General features: G+C 41.3%; 16 protein-coding genes. 4 read left to right on the top strand and 12 right to left on the bottom strand.

The window, feature by feature from the left end:
- Positions 1-227: 227 nt before the first annotated feature.
- The 8 genes from AC1FXZ_RS10260 to AC1FXZ_RS10225 all read right to left on the bottom strand — a co-directional run bounded on the left by AC1FXZ_RS10260 (position 228) and on the right by AC1FXZ_RS10225 (position 11,247).
- The gene (locus AC1FXZ_RS10260; protein WP_480053210.1) at positions 228-2,213 is read right to left on the bottom strand and encodes a protein kinase domain-containing protein; all 1,986 of its coding nucleotides are present in this window, start codon (positions 2,211-2,213) and stop codon (positions 228-230) included.
- Complete coding sequence (locus AC1FXZ_RS10255) at positions 2,206-2,871, bottom strand: hypothetical protein (RefSeq protein ID WP_480053208.1); 666 nt, start codon at positions 2,869-2,871, stop codon at positions 2,206-2,208. Before AC1FXZ_RS10255 ends, AC1FXZ_RS10260 begins: the two co-directional genes overlap by 8 nt.
- Positions 2,872-2,905: 34 nt before the next feature.
- Positions 2,906-4,081 carry a hypothetical protein gene (locus AC1FXZ_RS10250; protein ID WP_480053206.1) on the bottom strand — a complete coding sequence of 392 codons (1,176 nt, stop codon included), beginning with the start codon at positions 4,079-4,081 and terminating at the stop codon, positions 2,906-2,908.
- A 328-nt stretch (positions 4,082-4,409) separates the two neighbouring features.
- Positions 4,410-5,243 (bottom strand): PP2C family protein-serine/threonine phosphatase, encoded by an 834-nt coding sequence (locus tag AC1FXZ_RS10245; RefSeq protein WP_480053204.1) that lies wholly within the window; start codon positions 5,241-5,243, stop codon positions 4,410-4,412.
- Positions 5,244-5,246: 3 nt separating this feature from the next.
- On the bottom strand, positions 5,247-6,458 hold the full coding sequence (locus AC1FXZ_RS10240) for a DUF6382 domain-containing protein (RefSeq protein WP_480053202.1): 1,212 nt from the start codon (positions 6,456-6,458) through the stop codon (positions 5,247-5,249).
- Between the two features lie 37 nt (positions 6,459-6,495).
- Entirely contained in the window at positions 6,496-7,542 is a 1,047-nt protein-coding gene (locus AC1FXZ_RS10235) for an AAA family ATPase (RefSeq protein ID WP_480053200.1), read from the bottom strand.
- 129 nt (positions 7,543-7,671) lie between these two features.
- Positions 7,672-10,356, bottom strand: coding sequence for a tetratricopeptide repeat protein (locus AC1FXZ_RS10230; protein ID WP_480053198.1), 2,685 nt, complete (start codon positions 10,354-10,356; stop codon positions 7,672-7,674).
- Between the two features lie 315 nt (positions 10,357-10,671).
- The gene (locus tag AC1FXZ_RS10225; protein ID WP_480053196.1) at positions 10,672-11,247 is read right to left on the bottom strand and encodes a hypothetical protein; all 576 of its coding nucleotides are present in this window, start codon (positions 11,245-11,247) and stop codon (positions 10,672-10,674) included.
- Positions 11,248-11,550: 303 nt separating this feature from the next.
- On the opposite strand from AC1FXZ_RS10225, the gene AC1FXZ_RS10220 reads away from it, so the two are divergent.
- Positions 11,551-13,065: a diguanylate cyclase domain-containing protein gene (locus AC1FXZ_RS10220; RefSeq protein WP_480053194.1), complete on the top strand. Its 1,515-nt coding sequence runs from the start codon at positions 11,551-11,553 to the stop codon at positions 13,063-13,065.
- 446 nt (positions 13,066-13,511) lie between these two features.
- Here AC1FXZ_RS10220 and AC1FXZ_RS10215 read toward each other — a convergent pair whose 3' ends face one another.
- The gene (locus tag AC1FXZ_RS10215; protein ID WP_480053192.1) at positions 13,512-15,860 is read right to left on the bottom strand and encodes a bifunctional diguanylate cyclase/phosphodiesterase; all 2,349 of its coding nucleotides are present in this window, start codon (positions 15,858-15,860) and stop codon (positions 13,512-13,514) included.
- A gap of 191 nt (positions 15,861-16,051) precedes the next feature.
- On the bottom strand, positions 16,052-16,459 hold the full coding sequence (locus AC1FXZ_RS10210) for a hypothetical protein (protein ID WP_480053190.1): 408 nt from the start codon (positions 16,457-16,459) through the stop codon (positions 16,052-16,054).
- 155 nt (positions 16,460-16,614) lie between these two features.
- Between AC1FXZ_RS10210 and AC1FXZ_RS10205 the strand changes: the two genes are divergently transcribed.
- Both AC1FXZ_RS10205 and AC1FXZ_RS10200 read left to right on the top strand, forming a co-directional pair.
- Entirely contained in the window at positions 16,615-17,016 is a 402-nt protein-coding gene (locus tag AC1FXZ_RS10205) for a VanZ family protein (RefSeq protein ID WP_480053188.1), read from the top strand.
- Between the two features lie 354 nt (positions 17,017-17,370).
- Positions 17,371-17,496, top strand: coding sequence for a hypothetical protein (locus AC1FXZ_RS10200; protein WP_480053186.1), 126 nt, complete (start codon positions 17,371-17,373; stop codon positions 17,494-17,496).
- Positions 17,497-17,661: 165 nt separating this feature from the next.
- On the opposite strand, the gene AC1FXZ_RS10195 is transcribed toward AC1FXZ_RS10200, so the two are convergent.
- Positions 17,662-17,859, bottom strand: coding sequence for a PLDc N-terminal domain-containing protein (locus AC1FXZ_RS10195; protein ID WP_480053184.1), 198 nt, complete (start codon positions 17,857-17,859; stop codon positions 17,662-17,664).
- Between the two features lie 80 nt (positions 17,860-17,939).
- Positions 17,940-19,082: a CapA family protein gene (locus AC1FXZ_RS10190; protein WP_480053182.1), complete on the bottom strand. Its 1,143-nt coding sequence runs from the start codon at positions 19,080-19,082 to the stop codon at positions 17,940-17,942.
- Between the two features lie 203 nt (positions 19,083-19,285).
- Here AC1FXZ_RS10190 and AC1FXZ_RS10185 point away from each other — a divergent pair, with 203 nt between their 5' ends.
- Complete coding sequence (locus tag AC1FXZ_RS10185) at positions 19,286-19,876, top strand: transposase (protein ID WP_480053180.1); 591 nt, start codon at positions 19,286-19,288, stop codon at positions 19,874-19,876.
- Positions 19,877-20,038: the final 162 nt, after the last annotated feature.

Genomic DNA, 20,038 nt, shown 5'->3' with positions numbered 1-20,038 from the left:
GCTGCGCACATGGCTTTTAGCTAACTGAAAAAGGTGAAAATCGTACCTTTTTCAGTGGTCTCGAAAACCCTTCTTCTGAAGTCTCCAGGAAGATTCGGGTAATCTCAGGATGGCCATGGCTCCTCTCGCCGTGCGCTTTTTGAGAAGGTCGCTCAAAAAGCTTAAAAGATACGGCGGCTGCGCTCATGGCTTTTAGTGCACTGAAAAAGGTGAAAGTCGCACCTTTTTCAGTGCACTATCCAGCCTTTTTGACGTAGTTCGTTCATGCGTTCTTGTGCGACACTTACTTCTCCTGGGTTGTCATCTGCTTCGACGGTTTTTTGGAAATGTTGATAGGCCGTTTCATAGTTTTGCTTCTTTAAAAGGAAGAGGCCATATACGAGATTTCCCCGGGAATGCTGTTCATTTTGCTCAAGTGCGCGTAAGTAGTAGTCTTCTGCTTCAGTCATGTCGCCGAGCTTATCATAGAGAATCCCTTGGTTAATCAGGACATTAATATCTTGAACTCCTAAGTCAAGCAGCTTCCGGAAAGAGGTCACGGCCCCTTCAAACATTCTTTCAGCCTGATTCATTTGATTACGATTTTCATAGTAAAGTCCGAAATCATAGTACGTTTGCCCGGCTGCATTTAAAACGGTGATGTTATTCGGATCATGCTGCTCAGCTTCATCCAGTAACTCAATGGCCTGCTCATAATAGGCTTCCGTCTCTTCACCAACACCTTGGCGTACCAGACGCAAATAGGTATCGGCTAAACTCATCATAAACCTCGTATTATCTGGCTCTAATTGGTACGCTCTTGCCAGCTCATGAAGCGCCTCGTCGTAGCGTTGTTGAACGAACATCAGCTCACCTTTTACATAATGGGCAGCTTGATCATCATGGCTTCCTGCTGTTAGGTCTGCTAAAATGCTTTCAGCTTGTTCATAATCGCCGACCCGTCCGTAGCTGACGGCGAGATCACGGTACACATTTTGCAAGTTGGTACCGAGACTTTCGGTGTTGCCTTTTAAAGCCTCGGTAAAATTCCAAATCGCCTTCTCATAATCTTCATCGTTAAAAAACGCCGTCCCCATTAAATAGTGGACTTCATTATTGTTTTGAAGAATCCCCTCATTGATCACTTTTTCCTGAAGGTACTCAATCACTTGCTCATCTTCTCCTCTAGCAAGAAAGACCTTCGCTTGATTGATGTAGAGCTCTTCCGTTTCGTTGATTTCTTGTGCCATAAGAAACGCCTCTTCGGCAGCATCATAGTTTTCCTCGTTGTAGTAATCGAACCCTTCCTCTAAATACCCTAAATAGCGTCCTTCTCGTTCAGACGCTTGCAGCTGGATCACTTCATTCGCTGCAAAGCCCCCACCTAAAATGGCCACTGTAACCCCGGCCATCAACAATCGACGGTTTCTGCGCTTTTGCCGATAAGCTTTGTTCAGCTTATGAATGTTTTCTAGCGCATCAAGCAACTCTTCTCCTGATTGATAGCGATCCTCTGGTTCGTTGCGCGTACATTTTAATAGAATCGTTTCAATTCCTTCTGAAAGAGACGGGCTCAACTGTCGTACCGGCACGAGTTCATACGGAGGTTCGTTCGGCCCTTTACCTGTGATCGCATGGTAGAGTGTGACCCCTAATGAATAAATATCGGTGCGCTCATCGGTTTGGTTCGTGCCGTATTGCTCCGGTGCGGCATAGCCTTTTGTTCCGATCATTGTTGTATCGGTACTTTGCCCCTCCTTGTACTCACGTGCAACCCCGAAGTCAATTAGCTTCGCATCCAAATTGCGGTCAATGATGATATTGCCCGGCTTCATATCACGGTAAATAATTTTCGGCGACAAGGTATGAAGGTAGATTAAAATATCACAAAGCTGCTTTGCCCACTTAATCACGTTCTCTTCTGTACAATAATCGGTAGCACTAATTAGCGTTTGTAGCGTGTCACCCTCAAAATAGTCCTCAACGATATACAAAATATCGTCCTGTTGAATAATATCAACGATGCGCGGGAGATTCGGGTGTTTTAAGCGTTTGAGCATTTCCGGCTCAGCCAAGAGATTGATTTCGGTATTAATCGTCAAATCAATCGCCTTAATCGCCCAGAGGTTTCCGACTTTCAAGTTTTCAGCAAGGAAGACGCTCCCCATTCCTCCCTTCCCTAACACCTGAAGGATTTTGTACTTGTTATCTAACACTTCATTAACATTAATCATCGTTCTCTTTCCTCCGTTTGGTGATATGGCGATCTTGTTTTTTCACGAGAAGCTCCGTCTCTTCGTTGTTTGATAAAAGCTCTGTTTGCTCTCCAGCGTTTATTAAAAGCTCGGTGTCGTCTTGAAGAGGCTGAGTGATATTTTCAACATCTAGCAACTCAGTCGCGCTGTCTTCTTTTTCCGTACCAAGCAGTTGCGTTTCGGCCATGTCTGATTGTGTGGCTGGGTGCTGCTTGCTTGTGTTTAGGAGCACGGTTTCTTCGGTGGTTTTTGTTTTAGTCTGAGGTTGTTTTTGGTCTAAGAGTACTGTTTCTGCAGGTCTTTCTGCTTCAGACGGAGGTTGCTCCTTACCTAAGAGCACCGTTTCTGCTGTTACTTTTTCTTCAGCCAGAATTTGTTCCCCATTTATAAGCTCCGTTTCCGACTGCCATTCTTGCGTTTGGTTTGTTTGTTCAAATTCCCTGGGCGCAGCTTCGGCCTCGGTTGGAGCTGCGTGTTCGTTTATTTGATTCGTTTGTTCTTCTGGTTGGACGTCTTCTTTTTTCTTTTTTAATGATCTAGCAATCACCCATACTAAAACTAGATTGCAAATCAAAAACAATAAGATACCGACTCCAAAGACGTACAATCCATTAGAATACAGCCAAAGGTAATTCATTTCGGTTACTCTCCTTTACGTTTTGATTTACAATCTATGGTGAAAATGCTCTAATTTCATTTGGACTTTCAAAGATTGGTTCAAAACTGAAATCCTCTTTGATATGTAGCTGGTAGGCGCGGTACATCTCATCCTTTTCTTGAACCGTTACTATCAATTTATTGCGATCGTGCCAAGACATTGAGGTAATGTCTCCATCGATTTTCTCTTCATGGCTGACAAACATATGGCTCAGATCAAAAATCGTCAGAACCGTCTCACCTGATCCGTCTTTTGATGCAATCGCAATTTGATTATGGCCAGACGCATCAATCTTCGTCACATCTGAAAATGTTCCGATTTCAAAGAAAGCTCGTGAAGACACGTCATAGATTGCAATTTCTCGTCCTCGGTTTAGTAACAAAAGCGAGCTCGTTAACACTTGTTCGATGCTATCAACTCCGTTCAACTGTTCAACAGGGGTGACGGTAGCTGTATGAACATCAACGGTAACCACTTCTTCTTCCGTCCAAACAAAATATAACTGTAAATCAGCTAAATAAAACGCCTTTTTCAGCGTTCCTCTTAGTGCTAGTTCAAACGGCTCCTCACTTGTTGAATGATAAAGAAAATAATGTCCGTCTCTCCTTACAAGTGTATAGAATCGCTCTTTTTCAGCGTCAATGGCACCATCCACGATAACACCAGGAACAAATTGCTGCTGTCTTTCGCCTTTGGGGTCGTGCCATTCGACATAGGAACCACGCGTGATGAGCAATTGCTGTGAGCTTTCATGGAGATCTAAGAGTGAAACTTGATCCACATCACTCGCGCTGATTTTAGCAAGGTGCTCAAGCAACGCGACTTTTTGTTCATTCAGTGGAATAAGTTGATCGATGTTAAGAGATCTTTCTGTCATACTGAGCTCGACGTTTACTTGCTGTTCACTCAAATCAGCTGAGATAAGCTCAATGTAATCGCTGTCTCTTGCTATGTAATAGAGCTTTTTTCCACTGTTAATCATTGAATCAATCGAACTACTTTCATTCAGAATCGGTTTATATGTATGACTATCGGCTTGGGTGATTGCAACCGTTGCGCCACTTGCTTGCGCCTCCGTAATAATAAAATATTCCTTTTGCATTAAATAAATACCGAATGCTATTAATCCTATTGAAATAGACAGGATTACTGCATACATCGTCATCCATGTTTTTTTCGTTTTATCCACATCGTTTACCTCCAATTCACAGCAAACCGACACCATAATTTTTTACATTTTTATTCAGTAGCACATAAAATTTTACTATAATACGGTCGATAAGACTAGGAGAAAAGAGGCAACTAAGCCATGTGTGAAGCCGCCGTTTCTTTTAAGCTTTTTGAACGAACTTCTCAAAAAGCGCACGGCGTGTGGAACCATGGCCTTCCTGAATCTAGCACCCTTTTTCAGTGGTCTAAGAAGAAAAAGAGGCTGCCTCTTACATTACTGACCGGGCTTCTCCTAGTCAGTAAATCAAGTGCGATGGCAACCTCTACGTTTTCTTCTAAAATCGTATTTACTTTTTAAACAAGTTGGTCCATAACACCCGCCAACCTTTCGCTCGGACCAGCTGTTTCGGCTCGATCAACGTTAAGGTAATGTTATCGACTGCACCTCTTGCGTTCGCTAGTGTGACTAATTGATCACTCACCTGTTGCAGTTCGCCGTACGTATTTTTCAAATCAGCAAGCTGTGAGACGACTTCCTGTTCCTCAAATAGCGTGTAAAATCCGTCACTGCAGAGCAAAAACAAGTCACCTTTTTCATATGTGCCTTCTTTAATAAATGGAGTGATGCCATTTTCAATGCCAAGACATTGTAGCAACATATGCCTGCGTGGGTGTGTTGCTGCTTGCTCCTTTGTTAGAAGTCCAAGCTTGACCTGCTGCTCCACCCACGAATGATCTTCCGTTAGCTGTTCGAGAGTCGTTTTGCGAGCAAGTCGGTAAATACGGCTGTCCCCAATATGGCAAATGAGGTAGTGACTTTTATACAAAATGAGCAGCGATACGGTTGTGCCCATTTTGCTCTTGTCATCAGTACCATGCTCAATTAATTCTTTGTTCGTTTCATGTAAAATCTGCTCGACCTCAGCTGCCATATTCTTGAATGGGTAGCGCAGCTTTAAAATTGTCCCGATTCTTTCGCCCCACCACTGATCGAGACGGTCAACGACAAGCTGGCTTGCAACGTCTCCTGCTTGGTACCCTCCCATTCCATCGGCAACAATGACGAGCGCCGCTTCATATCCATCATCATCACGGGCAAACCTTAGAAAGGAGTGGTCCTCATTCACTTTTTTGACTGATCCTGTATGGGTAGATAATCCATACTCCCAATTGTTCTCCATGCCTTACCCTAGTTTAAACGTGTAAATCGCTTTTCCGATTTTGATCGTGTCTCCTGCTTTAACAGGTTGAACGGTGTTTTCTTTAATAAGTTGTTGGTTCAGCCTTGTGCCGTTTCGAGACCCTAAATCCCTAATGCCATAACCCTCTTTCGCCTTTGAAATTTCCAAATGCTGTCGCGATACGCCGTATGTATCTTCCACATACTGTACATTTTTCGGGATGCGGCCAATTACAAATGGGAAATGAGCAAGTTTAATTTGTTCGACTCGGTCCTCACGTTTTATTTCTAAATACGGCTGTTTCGGCGATTGGTTGTTCGTCGCCTCTTTGGGCTTTGACGGCGTGTTTCGCTCGCTTGAGGGCAAAGAGGTAGCGCTTTGCAAAGGATTTGAATCTTCTTTGCCCTTTTTTGATGCTGCCTCGTTTTGGTCAACATGGTTTGGTGTAATTTTAATCGTTTCTGCCGGTGCTTGACTAGGCTGCTTTGGCAATGGCTTTTTTGCTTCTGGCTTCGGTGGCACGACATTTTTTGCCGGAGTTGGTTGTACGCTTGGCTGTTTTGGTTGCACCGGTGTTTTTTGTATAATTGGCTGTTTCGGCTGCTGCGATGCCTGTGGTGCTTGCTTTTGTGTCGCTTTTGGCGCTGTTAGTGTTCCAAGAATTTTTTTTAACTGGCCTAAATCAAATTCAGGACCGTGAATGTATGTGAATAATAGCTGAATGCCATTGCCTTTTAATTCGGTAATATGGCCGACGAGCTTCACAATCAATTCGCGCAATTCACTTTTTACCGAAGGCTTCTTAGCTAGTTCCTTCACTGGTACATATGCTAACGAAACATCGTTATAACCGTTTCCGATAAAAATAAAATCTTCATGAAGAATATAATTTTTCTCTTTTAACATGTAAATGTTGCTGCTTTCCACTACTGATACAACCGTTTCTAAAAGGGCAAAGTACTCTTCAAGGGTTAGCTTTTTCTCTTTTAACGCCTTTGTAAGAGGTTTTTTTGCTGATGTTGTATAGGAAAGCTTCACTTGTTGATCAGCTTCCTCTACTTTTAATGGAAGAAGATTTTCAATCGTATTGGCCTTTAGCATATTTACTTGAATTGGTGCTAAATCACTGCTTTTTAGCGCACTTTCACCAGCACGTGTTAAGGCCATACCATCTTTATTTTCAAAATCGCAGCGAAGATCATAGATTGTAGTCAAAGTAAGTCCCTCCTAAATGAATTCTTTCGTAGATGCTCTATTTAGCAAAATGAGCTTTGTAAATACTGACAATATACTTATTGAAAACAGGTACCGAATCTAGTTCACTAGCGCTTTTCACTTGCTTCCACTCAGGCACATACGGCAAGAACGCTTTTACATCCAACTTATACTCATCAATCAGTTCTCCACCTTCGCCTGTAAAGCGATTTAACAAAATGCTAACTCTTTCTGAAAAACTCTTATCTTCTAACAAGGATCCAAGTTCCTTGAGCAGGTAGCTTGTTTTATGGAAGCTCTGTACATCATTGTTCACAAGCCAAAACACGCGCTCACTATTTTTTAATGTCGTGACAATTCTCTCATCAAGCGAACTTTCCAAATCAACAATAATGTAATCGAATGTTCCCGTCTTTTTCACCTTCGTCAGTAATGCTTCTACCTCTTCGCCGGAAACATCTCTCATTTCGGCTGCGCTAGGGTGTACAGGTAAGTAGGAGAACCCTGTTTTTTGATCTTTGATTGCTAACGTTTCCAATTTCTCTTCCGATTTTATGTAATCGGCTAAACGGCCTTCTTTCTTCTCTTTCAGGAACAAACGCGCTGAATTAACCAACTCTAAGTTTACATAAAAGATATCCATCTCGTCAGCCATTTCTCTTGCAAGATTGTAGGCAAATGTTGTTTTTCCAGTACCTCCTGCAGCGGAGTAGACGGAGATCACTTTTGTGGACTTTTTAATCGGGCGCTCATCGTACATCGTTAACACTTGGGAAAAGAATTGATTGAGTGGTTGATACTTGAAGATCTTCTGCGTGGATGTTTCTTTACTGGCATCAGCATCCTCGCTCAACTCGATCACAATATCAATTTTGTCATCATCTATGTCTTGAGGGAGCATGCTCGTTGAGGCAAGCAAAATATTGGTACGTTCCTGGCTGGAGACATTCTTCTGTAATGGTTCCTTTTGAGAAAATGTATGTACATTTACTTTTTCTTCGTATTCAGAGCTTTTTATGTAATTACTAAGCAGTTCAATATAATCCGTATCCTGATCTGCTAGTACGATGCTGATTTTTTCCATAGTTCCACCCCTCGTAATTAATGGTCTTATTCGCTGTAAAATTTGTTAGAGCCTTGAGAGGTCTAGCTTATCCTCTCAAGGCACGTAGTAAATGGAGCCATTGTTACCTGTATTTACTTGGATCCTGAATTATTCTTCCAATTCATCTTCTTCGATCAATTCCTCGGTTGGTTCTTCAAGATCTTCGTCTTCTGTTGGTTCTAAAGATTCAGGAGCGTCATCTATGTCCATGTCATCTTCTTCTTTTTTCGTGGATTCTGTTTCATCTTTGTCAGCTTCTGGTGTTGTCTCTTCAGCTTGAGATTCATCACTTTCTTTAACAGATTCTTCTTCGGACTCTTCTTTTACTAGTTCATCAGAGTCTTGTTCTTTTGCTGATTCGTCTGTTGTTGTGTCTTCTTCCTCAGTTGCTGGTTCTTCTGCCTTTGTTTCGTCTTCCTCTTTTGCTGGTTCATCAGTGTCGTCTTTTACCGGCTCTTCCTTAGATTCTTCGTCGGCTGGTTCTTCAACTGATTCTTCAGATTCTGTATCTTCCGGTTCTTCAGGAGCGTCTTCTTCTTTGACTTTTGGTGCTTCAAAGATGACGGTGATGACCGTGTCTTTGTCCTCTGTCATTGTGTAATAACTAGGGAACGTGGTTGGATCAGAACCTAACATATTTTCCGGAGGTGTCGAAGCATTATAGCCCTCCGTTTTATATACAACTTTTGTTGCCCAAAACTCATCGCCAACATAGCCTGTTAAACCGTTTAATCGTACAGCCGAAATATTGTTCAGTGGGTGGCTGTCGTAACTGCTAATGGCAGTAGAAGTAAAGGTGTTGTTAGTTAAATCAACATGGAATTTGTACGTTTCCCCGATTCCAGACGGTACTCTAAACGTTACGCCTTTTACTAATTCAGAAATCGTGTATGTTCTTTCATAGATTGTGCCGGTATTTTCATAGATCGTAATACTCTCAGCTTTTGATAGATCAATTGCGTTTGGAAACGGGCCTAACTCGGAATAAGGCTCGTGAAATACGGTCACTCCGGCATCTTTTAATGTGTCAACGGATGCCATCAGGGCGCTGTTCATTTCGACATTAACTAACAGTACTTGCGAGGCCAATGTTAGTGACTCCAACCCTTTAATGTTATTTGTCTGGTTATTCGTTAAATCGACCGTCTTCAAGTTTTGTAAATTCGCTATCGGACTAACGTCGCTAATGTGATTAGAGGTGACAATTAACGTCTCCAATTGCGTCGCGTGCTCAAGCCCTTTTAAATCCGTGATTTGTTGGTTGTTCAGATTTAGGCTCGTTAACTGTGTTAAATCTTCCTCCGTAATCGTACCTTGAGGTTTATTTAAGCTTGCTCGTACTTGTTGCTCAAGCCTTGAATCATTAAATTGAACAGCCGTTTCGTTATTTTCAGGCTCAGGCTCAGGCTGTGGCGTTGGTGCCGGCTGAGTCGGTTGCGGTTGTGGTGCTGGTTGACTCGGCACTGGCTCTGATGGTGCTGACGAACTTGGTGCTGGCTGCGGAGCCGGTTCAGATGGTGTTGCTGACTCGTTCGTTGTCGGTGCGCTTGGTGTCGGTTGCGATGCTGGTTGTGCTGCCGGTGTACTCGTTTCTGGCTGTGTAGTCAGCTGTTCAGTAATCGTTGTGCTAGATTGAGCAGTCACTACAGGCGCAGCTTCTTCTTGTGGTTCAGCTGGTACTGCTGGTTCAGCAGCCTCTTCCTCTTCAGTAGCAAACAAGTGTGACACATCAATGTTCATCGCTCTAAGTCTGTCCAAATAGACTTCGTCACCTGTTAATTCATATAAAAGCTCATAGAAAACATAAGCATTCTCATCGTATTCAAGTGCTCTTTCCGCTAATAGAGTTGCTTGCTCGATATCGCCTGTTTCTTTAAAGTAAACAACTAAATCTTTTAGTAGATTTGGATGTTCAGCTTGATCAAGATCAATCGTCGCAATTAATTCTGCTGCTTTCTCCTCATCTCCTAAATCTAGATAAGCGAGCGCTGTTAATGCTGTTATTTTTTCACTGTTTGTTTCACCAGCAATTTGCTCATAAAGTGCGACAGCTTCCTCTAGTTCGCCTGTTTGATACAAGCCGTAGAAGCTTAGCATTAACCCAACTGTACTTTCTGGGTCCTCTTCAAGAAGTAATTCCCCTTCAGCAAGCAGTGATTCCCAGTCATCGTCATAGACTGCTTCTAGTAAATCAAACGCATCAAAATGATTGACATCTAATTCTAGAGACGTCACAACTAATGGAAGCACTCGATCAGTTTGATCCGTTTTTACATAGGCATCTGCAAGGAGCGTATAATGATTTGGCTTGTCTGTTTCTTTTTCGACAAGGACTTCTAAAATATTAATTAGTTTGTCTGTATCATCTTGCACTCGGTAAATCGTAATTAAATTTTCATAAGCCTGCTCATAGTCCTCATCTTCCTCTAAGACAGCAAGCAAGACTTCTTCAGCTTCTATGAATCTTTCAGTAGTAATGTAGTATGTAGATAAATGTACTCGTAAGTTATTTTTGTTATCTACTGCTTGTATCCCGTTTAATAATGTTTCTTCTGCTAATTCTCCGTTACCGATATGTACATAGGCATCGGATAACCCTAAATAAGCTTGCTCGATTTTAGGGTCGATCTCAATAATTTCTTGGTAAACAAGGATTGCTTCTTCATAATTTTCTTCTAGTAGGTAATTTTCAGCTAATGCTAGTTTTTCATCGATATCATCAGCGCTCGTTTGGTTTGTACAACCAACCAATGCAACTAGAAGAATGAAGAATAAATAAAATTTCTTCCCCATCTGTTAAGCTCCTTCCACCTCTTTTTATAGACTCCAAAATATGGTTACTTGCCCCTAGTATATTATTACTATTACCAGTTAATTTCAAGACTTTGTTATAGATTTTTACATATTTATGACGGTGTTTACGGTGTAATGCGAGTTGGGTCAATTCGGGATTGGAGATTGGAGTTATTTTTTCCTAGGAGAATGAGAGGGGTTATGGAGTGGTTGGTGGTGTGGAGAAGGATTTTTCATGTTAAATAGCCACAGTGATCTCGAAGATCCACTGTGGCTATTTGAAACTACTTTTTTATGGAATTACCTTTTGCTTTATTAGAAGAGTTCTTTTACTTCGCCTGTTGATTTATCTACTGAATACCAGCCTCTTGTTGCTGAGTGGCCTGTTCCGTTTCCTCCGACTACATCAAAGACTTGTACAATGTATTTGCCATTTTCTTCACGGTCCACGACAACTCTCACTTCTTCTTCATTATAGACGTTCAGATAGTCTATCACTCTAGCAATTGCTTCTTCTTCATTTAATGATAGATTCGCTGGTAGCTCATCGGCTGGATTTGGCTCATCGTCTGATTTTGTGGAATCAGAGTTGTTCCCTGGGTTACTGTTGCTGTCTTCACCAGCTCCATTACTAGGTTTTTCTGCAGAATCGTCTGCAGGTGCTTCTACAGGCTCATCGTTATTTGTTTCGTCGCTATTCGTTTCATTGTTATTGGTTTCGTCCCCTGGTTTGGTATCAGTCGTTTCTTCATCAGAGTCACCATTTGTATCTTCCTCTGTTATGTCTTCATTATCAGGAGTTTCTACCGGTTCATCAATTTCTTCTGATGTGTTCTGCGAACAACCGACAACGAAGATCGAAAGCAGTAAGATCATTAAAAACGCACGCATACTAAATCCTCCCCATGAATTGCATGTACTCTCTCTATATAGAGAGTATCATATTTTCAGAGGAAAATCACATTGATGGGGGTGGGCACCGCTTTGGCGCTTTATTGTGTTGATGAGGGGACTGACACTCCTTTGGCGCTTCACTGCATTGATAGGGGGACTGCCACCTCTTTAGGACGTTGCAGTAATAACGGAGTGTCTGACCCCTCCCTATCATTTTTCTGTTCTATTATTCTTGCTTGTGGTAAAATTTACCTACAATTAAAATATTTCAAATCTTCATGTAAAGGGTGCTGGGCAGCTATGAAGTATACAGGAAGAATCGCAACATGTTTTATTGTTCTCATGATCAATTCTATCTACATCACCTATTATTTCGTAAAGGATGGTTATATCAGTTCGATTGAGATTATCGGTCTGCCGATCATACTGGCCATTGCTTTTTGGGCTGGGAAACAGTATGACAAAGCTCATTTCTTAAAAAACGAGCTAAAACAGAAAGAACAAACGTTAACTCATAACTATCAAATGATAGAAGACATTTTTAATCATGCTGATATTATGCTTTGGTCTAATGATCTCATCACTAAGCAAGTAACCGTATCAAAAGGGATTGAGAATTCTTTTGGATATGGCGTTGACGATTTTTCGGAAAATTACCACTTATGGATAGAGTCTGCTCATCCAGAGGATAAAGAAAGTGTTATAACTTTTTGGAATAAGTTAGTAACTGGAGAAGCTGGCATGCATGAATGGCGAACGATTCATCCTGATGGGGAAACCAAATGGATTCAAAGTAAAGGAAAACCAATATTTAATGAAGTTGGACAAGTTGTTAAGCTCATTGGAGTAGTCTATGACATTTCTGAACTGAAAGCAATTGAGTGTGAAATCAACAAAGATCGCGAGGGATATCGCCAAATACTAGACTTCTTTCCAGAACCGATCGTCATTCATAGAGAAAACAAAATTCTTTACGTTAATAAAGCTGCAGTAAATGTTTGTGGTGCAAAATATACCGAAGAATTACTTAAAAAATCAGCGTTAGATCTGATTCATCCAGATGATCAGATGAGAGTTATAGAAGCTGCCAAAACTGCTCTTAAAGACCTTTACATACATCACGATATTCCTCATACAAATTCTACAAACCCGAAGTATTTAGAAAAAAGAATTATACGGTTAGATGGATCCGTTTTAATGGTTGAAGCAACTGGAATTGCGATTGTATTCGAAGGACAGGAAGCTGTTTTAACAATATTTAATGATATTTCAGAGCGCAAGCAACTGGAAGATAAAATCAAATATATAGCATATCATGATAATTTAACAGGGCTACCAAACAGGTACATGATTACTGAATATGTAAACAGAGCCCTGACTCAATCACACCACAACGAGAAGCAAGGAGCCGTCATGTTTATTGATTTAGATGGGTTCAAAGATGTAAATGATACAGTTGGACACGATTGTGGAGATCTATTATTACAAGAAGTCGCATCTAAACTGAAACAAAGTGTTCGTGAAGAGGATATTGTTGGGAGACTTGGTGGCGATGAATTTATCATTATACTGGAGAATACATCATCTGAGAGCGCATCCAAAATAGCCCAACGCATCATCGACGAAACCTCAGAGCCGATTTATATCGAATCCCATAAACTTACCGTTACAGCAAGCATAGGAATAAGTTTATTTCCAACCGACAGTGAGGATGTTGATGAGATAATCAAGAAAGCAGATCTCGCCATGTACAACGCGAAAGAACAAGGAAAGAACACTTATACTTTTCACCATCTATCACAGAACGTTTCGTAATTTAACGCAGTAAAGGGGGGACAGTCCCCTCTTTACTGCGTTAAAGCGTAAGGCTTGTGGTTTTATTTAACTCGCTTTCTTCGACATATTTCTCGGGGAATAATGGAATTTCCCCAAATACAACTTACTATTTTAGAAACTTGGAGGTGAGATTCATGGCTCAATACTTTATTTTCTTTTTGATAGCCATCACTTCACTTATCATTAGGGATTACATATTCAAGAATTCTATTTTCCTGAAGAATTTCCTTAGAAGTAAATCTACATTCACTAGAGGGATTTTCAAAATAACGGTATTTGGATTTTTAATGTATATTTTCATTTTGTCAGCTGCGTTTATGGGGATTATAGAGTAGTTATTACAAGACAACAGCCTCCTTCCAACGGTTAGGAGGCTGTTGTGTCTACTTAATACACTGCCCCCCTCTTACGCGAGAGAGACAGCCTCAAATGGTATAGATCTTTTGGATGTCTTCAGGTGAGATCGGTGGATTGAAATAGTAGCCTTGGCCGATGTGACAACGGTGTGCTTTTAAGAATTCGACTTGCTCTTGGCTCTCAATTCCTTCAGCCACGATTTCAAAGTTTAAGTTACGTCCCAAATCAATGATCGTTTTGACAATCGCTGCTTTATTCGGGTTTGACATAATATGAGCAATGAAGGACCGGTCAATTTTGATCGTATCAACCGGCATATTATCGATTGCGCTTAGCGATGAATAGCCTGTCCCAAAGTCATCAATCGATACTTTAACTCCATATTCCTTGATTGTGCGCAGTTTTTCCATTGTGTCTATAAAGCTATGCACAGTACTTTCGGTAATTTCTAACTCAAGATACTCCGGTTCTAGCCCCGTTTTTTGCACTATTTTCATTAAATTTTCAACTAAATTTGGATCCCGGAATTGCACGGGTGATATATTGACCGCAACAGTAACTTTTGGCAAACCCATCTGTTGCCATTTTTTATTTTGAGAACATGCCTCTGCTATCGCCCATTTTCCCATTTCATTAATCATGCCCGTCTCTTCAGCAAGTGGGATAAACTCAATCGGTGAAACCATTCCTAATTCGGGATGCTCCCAACGAATGAGCGCTTCCAATCCCAGCAAGTGCCCAGTATTCAAATCGATTTGTGGCTGGTAATGAAGAAGAAATTCCTTTTTTTCGATCGCACGGCGCAACCCGTTTTCGAGTTTGTATTTTCGGTTTAAAATTTCAGTCGGATTCATCTTATAAAATTGGTAATTGTTTTTCCCTCGCTCTTTAGCAAGGTACATCGCCGTATCAGCATGTTTGATAATACTCTCCATTGTTTCACCATCTTTTGGATACATGCTAATCCCAATGCTTGGCGAAGTGAAAAATTCTTGGTCAGCAATAAGAAATGGTGGCGTGAGACAATCGATAATCTTTTGAGCTACTTTGGCTGCCTCTTCTTCACCTGCTCCTTCAAGCAAGATCATAAATTCATCTCCACCTTGGCGCGCAACGATATCATTTTTTCGAACGCATTGCTTTAGCCTATTAGCCGTTTCTTTTAAAAGAAGGTCCCCAATTTGATGTCCTACTGTATCATTGATGACTTTGAATCGGTCCAAATCGAGAAACATCAATGCTAACGGCTGATTCATATTTTCAGCGTTTCCAATTGCTGTTTTCAACTCTTCCTCAATTTTATAACGGTTCACTAGACCAGTTAACGCATCATGATAAGCTTGGTACTCAATTTTTTCCCTTGATTGTTGGAGATGTTCAATCATCTCATTAAAACGAACCAGTAATCTAGTCATCTCTGGATGCCCTTTTATATTGACGTCTAATTTTTCCTGATAGTTCCCGCTTGCGATTTGATCAACCGTGTAATATAGACGTTTTAACGGCTTAAAGGCACGCTTTGCATAGAAGTACGTCGCAACTGTTAGTGCGAGCCAAGTGAATATCGCCATTTTGAAGATCGATTTTTCAAATGCATGCAGTTGTTCAAATGTACTGCTTACAGGGACTTGAGCGAGAACTCCCCATTCTAGGTCTGGTAGATACTGGTACGAGACATATGCTGGAATGTTTTCGTTATTTATATATTCATCGTATCCTGATTCTTCTTTTAAAAATTTTTCTACTATAGCCGGAGCAGCTAACTCTCCGATTCGCTCCGGATTGCGATGAGCGATGATAACCCCACTTTCGCCAATCACTGACGAATAACCACCAACACCGAGGTCATTGCTATTAAGAATTGCCGACATAACCATGTTTTCTTTTGTAAAACTTCCAAGGTATAAGGTGCTTTCCACCTCGCCTTGTTCATCCAATAGTGGGATCGCAACTCCAAAATAAGGGCTTTGAGTTTCGACAGTCACACCGGAGGCGATTGATACATCCGTTATCGTTAGAATTTCTGGTAGGTTCTCGCGAATATAATTAGGGTCCACTTCATTCGTGTCAAACGGGTACATATAAGTGACTGAGCCCTCTTGATCGACAAGGAGACCGGCATCAACTAAAGGCGATATCGATACATGACTTTGAATTGTATCAATGATCGTCTCCATGTCACGGCCCTCTAGTACACTTTGCAGTTCATGTCCCCTTTTTATATATTCACCGGCCAAACTCATAAGCTTATCAGCTGTGGCCTCAGTCTCAGCATCGGTTACTTCTTGAAAATGGGCGCGCGATATTTCCGGCAGAGCTTGCTGCGAAATAGTAAAAATGGATATGAATAATAGCATGAAAATGATAAATAAATTCAAATACATTTTCCAGAACGTTGAAGACTTCAGAACTTGCATAAGTATCCTCCTTACCATACGTTATCCGTGGTCAAATGGAGCTCTTGTCATAGGTTACCACATATAGGAGGAAAATACTTATGGCGAGGTCAATGGCAGGGTCTGACACCTCTGTGGTGCTGTGCTGTAATAAAGAGGGGTCTGACACCTCACTGGCGCTGTGCTGTGATAAAGGAGGGACTGTCCCTCAGTTACTCTGTAAAGTCCCAGAGGATTTTCAGTTCTCCTGTTTCGTCTTCTTCGGCTACGTAGATGTCTTGTTCGAGGCGATAGTTGCCGTTTTGCATGTCGCGAATCTCTTTATTCACGGTGACTTTGTAGACATCTTCAAATGGTTCCGAATCCTCTGTCATTTTCCAGTCCTGTACTCTACTTGCCTTGCTGACTGTGTATGCGTATCCATCTGTTCCAATGAACCTCCCACGGTTTTCAATGTACCTCCCTCTTGCAACCCTCTCCTGCATTTGTGGATGAAACAATTCCCATGCCGATGAGAATTGGGCATTTTGTTCGTAGCTGTAAAATTGGTCTACTACCTTTTGGGCTTTTTTTGAATCAGATGGACTAAGCAATAAGAAAAGCAATCCAATTCCAACCACAACCCCAATTAACAGGAGCAGCTGTTTTGAGGGCCCTCTTTTATACAGAAAAATCCCCCCTTTAAACAAGCTTTATAACCATCGTATTCTGTACTTGGCCAATTTATTAATTCCGGATCAACCAGAATCATGTATAATCGGTTTTGGGTGATAACATGAAAAAAACGACATTCTGGTGGTGGATTGCCATTGCATGGTGCATCGGGATTGCCATTGCAACACGCCAACCTTTTTTTACTGGTGATTCAACCGAAGAAATACTGCAGAACCCCTTATTCGACTCTGAACTTTTAAATTATTACGTACGGAAATCAGTCCACTTAGTTGCGTTTGGTGTGTTGGCATTGTTTTTTTGGCTTGCTTTGGAAGGAAGGAAATATCGGTACATCATCGCGTGGGGGTTAGCAACTTTTTATGGTGCAATTGATGAGTGGCACCAATCATTTATACCGGAACGCTCTGGGTTAGTTTCGGATGTGCTGATTGATTCGGTAGGAGCTTTTTTAGTATTGGTTATTGTTTATTTGTTTGATAGGAGAAAAAAGGTTGAAGCTTAGCGACTCTGCCGGAAATGGTAGGGTCTCTTTACTGTTGATATGGAAATCGAAGACAACATTATAAAAGAAACGCTAAGGGTGCTTCTACCACCTCACATTAAGCTTCATTTTCGGCTGGATAAAGTCGGGATCAGTACCCGTTTCTTAAAACATTGTGAAAATATGAAATTTTACTATTGAATCATGTAGAGCTATTTGTTCGTTTTAGAAGGTTTTCGTTGATTTTTGACGAAATAAACTACCTATATAGTGTTACAATTTATATGTTATTGGCGTTCATTGTTTTACCGGTCTATTACCTTTTTGCTGATATTGACTAGTCCATTTTCATATCTAAATGAAGGAGTGAGTACTTTGCCAATAATCAAGTTAAAAACAATTTGGACACCATTTGCATTGCTAGGGATTAAGCTTCTGAAAGATGATCACGGGACGTATTATATAAAAATATTTAACAGTGAACTAAAAAAGGTTAAGTGATTTTCACGGAATTTTAAGCGCATTGTCTATAGGACAAGCGCTTTTTTTTGATTGGAGTTCTTATATGGGGACAGTCCCCTCTTTAGTAAGGCAGTGCATTACAGAGGGGACTGTCCCTCCTTTTATTCTATAAAGCAGCGCAGTGGGGTCAGACACCTCCACTTTCTACTTACGGAGAAACAAGTAGACAATAAAGCCAACGAAAGGAAAGAATAATGTTGCTATCAACCAAAGCAAGCTATACTCCTTACTATTCCCTCGTCGGATTGAATCTCGATAACACCATATACTTGTGATTATGTTCAGAATGAGGCCACCAAAAATGCCAATAAAAAGGATGAATAAGTAAATGGCAACTTCCATATGTTAGCTTCCTTTCATTTGGGGTCAGACACCTCTTTAACGCTGTAAAGGAACAGCGAGGTGTCTGACCCCCCATTAGCTTACTGTAGGTATTGCGAAATGTGTTCGCGTGTTTCATCGACGGTTACATCATTGATAAGCGAGCCTTCTGATTCTTCCATTGGCATAACACTGTAAACGCCGTCTTCTAGCACCACTAAGGTCGGCTCAATTTCTGGCGAGTGTATTTCGATCGTCGTTTTCTCTCCATCAATAGTTTTTGTAACTTCAACAGTCCCTACTCCGCCTATATCGGTATACTCAAAATTTTGCCCTGAGAAGAAATTCCCTAAAGAATAGAACACCACCGTCTCTTGTCCATCCTCTTGTTCTAATAGTTCAATTGGTTGAAGTACATGAGGGTGGTGGCCGAAGATAATGTCTGTTCCAGCTTCTGATAGCAGCTGGGCCAGTTCCTTCTGCTGTTCATTGGGTTCTTGACTGTATTCATCGCCCCAATGCATATGAACAATGACGATATCCACCTTTTCGCGAAGGCTCTCTACATCCTTAATCATTCTCTCAGGATCAATCAACGCAACGATGTCTTCATGGCCTTCAGGAATTGGGATCCCATTTGTTCCGTATGTATACGCTAAAACGCCTAAATCGATATCATCAACTGTGACAATTCGATCCGTTTCGCGATCAGCTGTATCACGATACACTCCTACATAATCCATATCAATCTCATCATAAAAATTCAATGCGCTCTCCACAGCTGCTACGCCTCGGTCAATCGTATGATTGTTAGCGCCTATCACCATATCCACCCCTAGTGTTTGTAGGTCTGTTACGATTTCTTGTGGACTGTTAAATGATGGATATGTTGATAAACCAATCTCGACCCCACCTGGCATCGACTCTTGATTCGCCATTAAAAAATCAGGTGCTTTAAGCAGTGGCCCGACTTTTTCTAACATCGGCATAAAATCATATTTTCCATCTTCAACTTCTGCCGGTACGTATACACGCTCATGAAGAAGTACATCGCCAACAGATCCGATCGTAATTGTTGTTTCAATTGGCTCGGGTTCAGGTGCAGGTTCTTGAGCTTCTTGTTGGATGATTTCTGACTCAATTTCTTCATCTTGTTGTTCAATAGTCATTTCATCTGCCTGTTCCTGCTGGCAGCCTACAATTATCGCGAGCATTGCAAGCATCCAAATCATTCTGTTTCTCATCTTTAACACTCCAATATGTAAATGAATTTATGCAATTAGAAAAAGGGCCTATTACGTTCGGCCCTCTCAAGTGTAACACAATGTAGAACAGCATGAGGGGTCAGACACTCCTTTACTATACTAAAGAGGTGTCTGACCCCAGCAGGAATTTCCTCCTGTAGCCTCGAATATTATAGTCACCTAATAGCAAAGGAGGTGAACATATGCCTCGAAAGAACCGTCACTGGTCTCCAGGTGACATTTTCCACATTACAAGTCGTGGGAATCGTAAGGATAACCTGTTTCTTGATACAAGAGATTATTTGATGTACCTCACAATCCTAGAAGAGACGAAACAGAAGTACCCCTTTACCCTGCATTCTTATTGCCTCATGACAAATCATGTTCATCTGCTCCTCGAAACGATCGACGACCCACCTAAACATTTCATGAAATCATTAAACTCCCGTTACGCCATGTATTTTAATCGCAAATACAACCTTACTGGCCACCTTTTCCAAGGGCGTTATTTTGCAGAACATATCAAATCTGTAACGCACATGTTAGAGGTAAGTCGCTACATTCACTTAAACCCCGTTAAAGCTTTTATGGTTGAATCTCCCGAACAATACCGGTGGAGCTCTTACCTTGCCTTTGTTTCAAACAAGGCAAGCAAACATATCACTACTGAGAGCATCCTCAAGTACTTCAACAACAATCCCAATTCCAATTACCAGCAATATGTCCAACTTGAGCAGAAACGTTGGCTCCAAGCAAATGAGCAAACACAAAATGGAACCACCCCACCTTCTTAACTTTACCGTACTAAAGGAGTGTCTGACCCCCATCCCAACAAAAAAAGGTTCTAAGTCAAATGTTGGGGTTGGCCGACGATGAGTCTGCCGACCTCACCCAATTCCTTTTCCGATATTCTTGAATTGATGATGAAGGAGAATTCGACTTCTAAAACGGTCGTA

The organism is Halalkalibacter sp. HAAS-P014 (assembly GCF_056619965.1).
This window is presented reverse-complemented; position numbering and strand designations above follow the sequence as displayed.

What these genes read in the sequence shown, in the direction of transcription:
- AC1FXZ_RS10255 (WP_480053208.1), bottom strand. Translation starts at nt 2,871, where the DNA reads ATGAATTACCTTTGGCTGTATTCTAATGGATTGTACGTCTTTGGAGTC.
- AC1FXZ_RS10220 (WP_480053194.1), top strand. Translation starts at nt 11,551, where the DNA reads ATGAAGTATACAGGAAGAATCGCAACATGTTTTATTGTTCTCATGATC.
- AC1FXZ_RS10225 (WP_480053196.1), bottom strand. Translation starts at nt 11,247, where the DNA reads ATGCGTGCGTTTTTAATGATCTTACTGCTTTCGATCTTCGTTGTCGGT.
- AC1FXZ_RS10185 (WP_480053180.1), top strand. Translation starts at nt 19,286, where the DNA reads ATGCCTCGAAAGAACCGTCACTGGTCTCCAGGTGACATTTTCCACATT.
- AC1FXZ_RS10260 (WP_480053210.1), bottom strand. Translation starts at nt 2,213, where the DNA reads ATGATTAATGTTAATGAAGTGTTAGATAACAAGTACAAAATCCTTCAG.
- AC1FXZ_RS10195 (WP_480053184.1), bottom strand. Translation starts at nt 17,859, where the DNA reads ATGGAAGTTGCCATTTACTTATTCATCCTTTTTATTGGCATTTTTGGT.
- AC1FXZ_RS10235 (WP_480053200.1), bottom strand. Translation starts at nt 7,542, where the DNA reads ATGGAAAAAATCAGCATCGTACTAGCAGATCAGGATACGGATTATATT.
- AC1FXZ_RS10230 (WP_480053198.1), bottom strand. Translation starts at nt 10,356, where the DNA reads ATGGGGAAGAAATTTTATTTATTCTTCATTCTTCTAGTTGCATTGGTT.
- AC1FXZ_RS10245 (WP_480053204.1), bottom strand. Translation starts at nt 5,243, where the DNA reads ATGGAGAACAATTGGGAGTATGGATTATCTACCCATACAGGATCAGTC.
- AC1FXZ_RS10215 (WP_480053192.1), bottom strand. Translation starts at nt 15,860, where the DNA reads ATGCAAGTTCTGAAGTCTTCAACGTTCTGGAAAATGTATTTGAATTTA.
- AC1FXZ_RS10205 (WP_480053188.1), top strand. Translation starts at nt 16,615, where the DNA reads ATGAAAAAAACGACATTCTGGTGGTGGATTGCCATTGCATGGTGCATC.
- AC1FXZ_RS10190 (WP_480053182.1), bottom strand. Translation starts at nt 19,082, where the DNA reads ATGAGAAACAGAATGATTTGGATGCTTGCAATGCTCGCGATAATTGTA.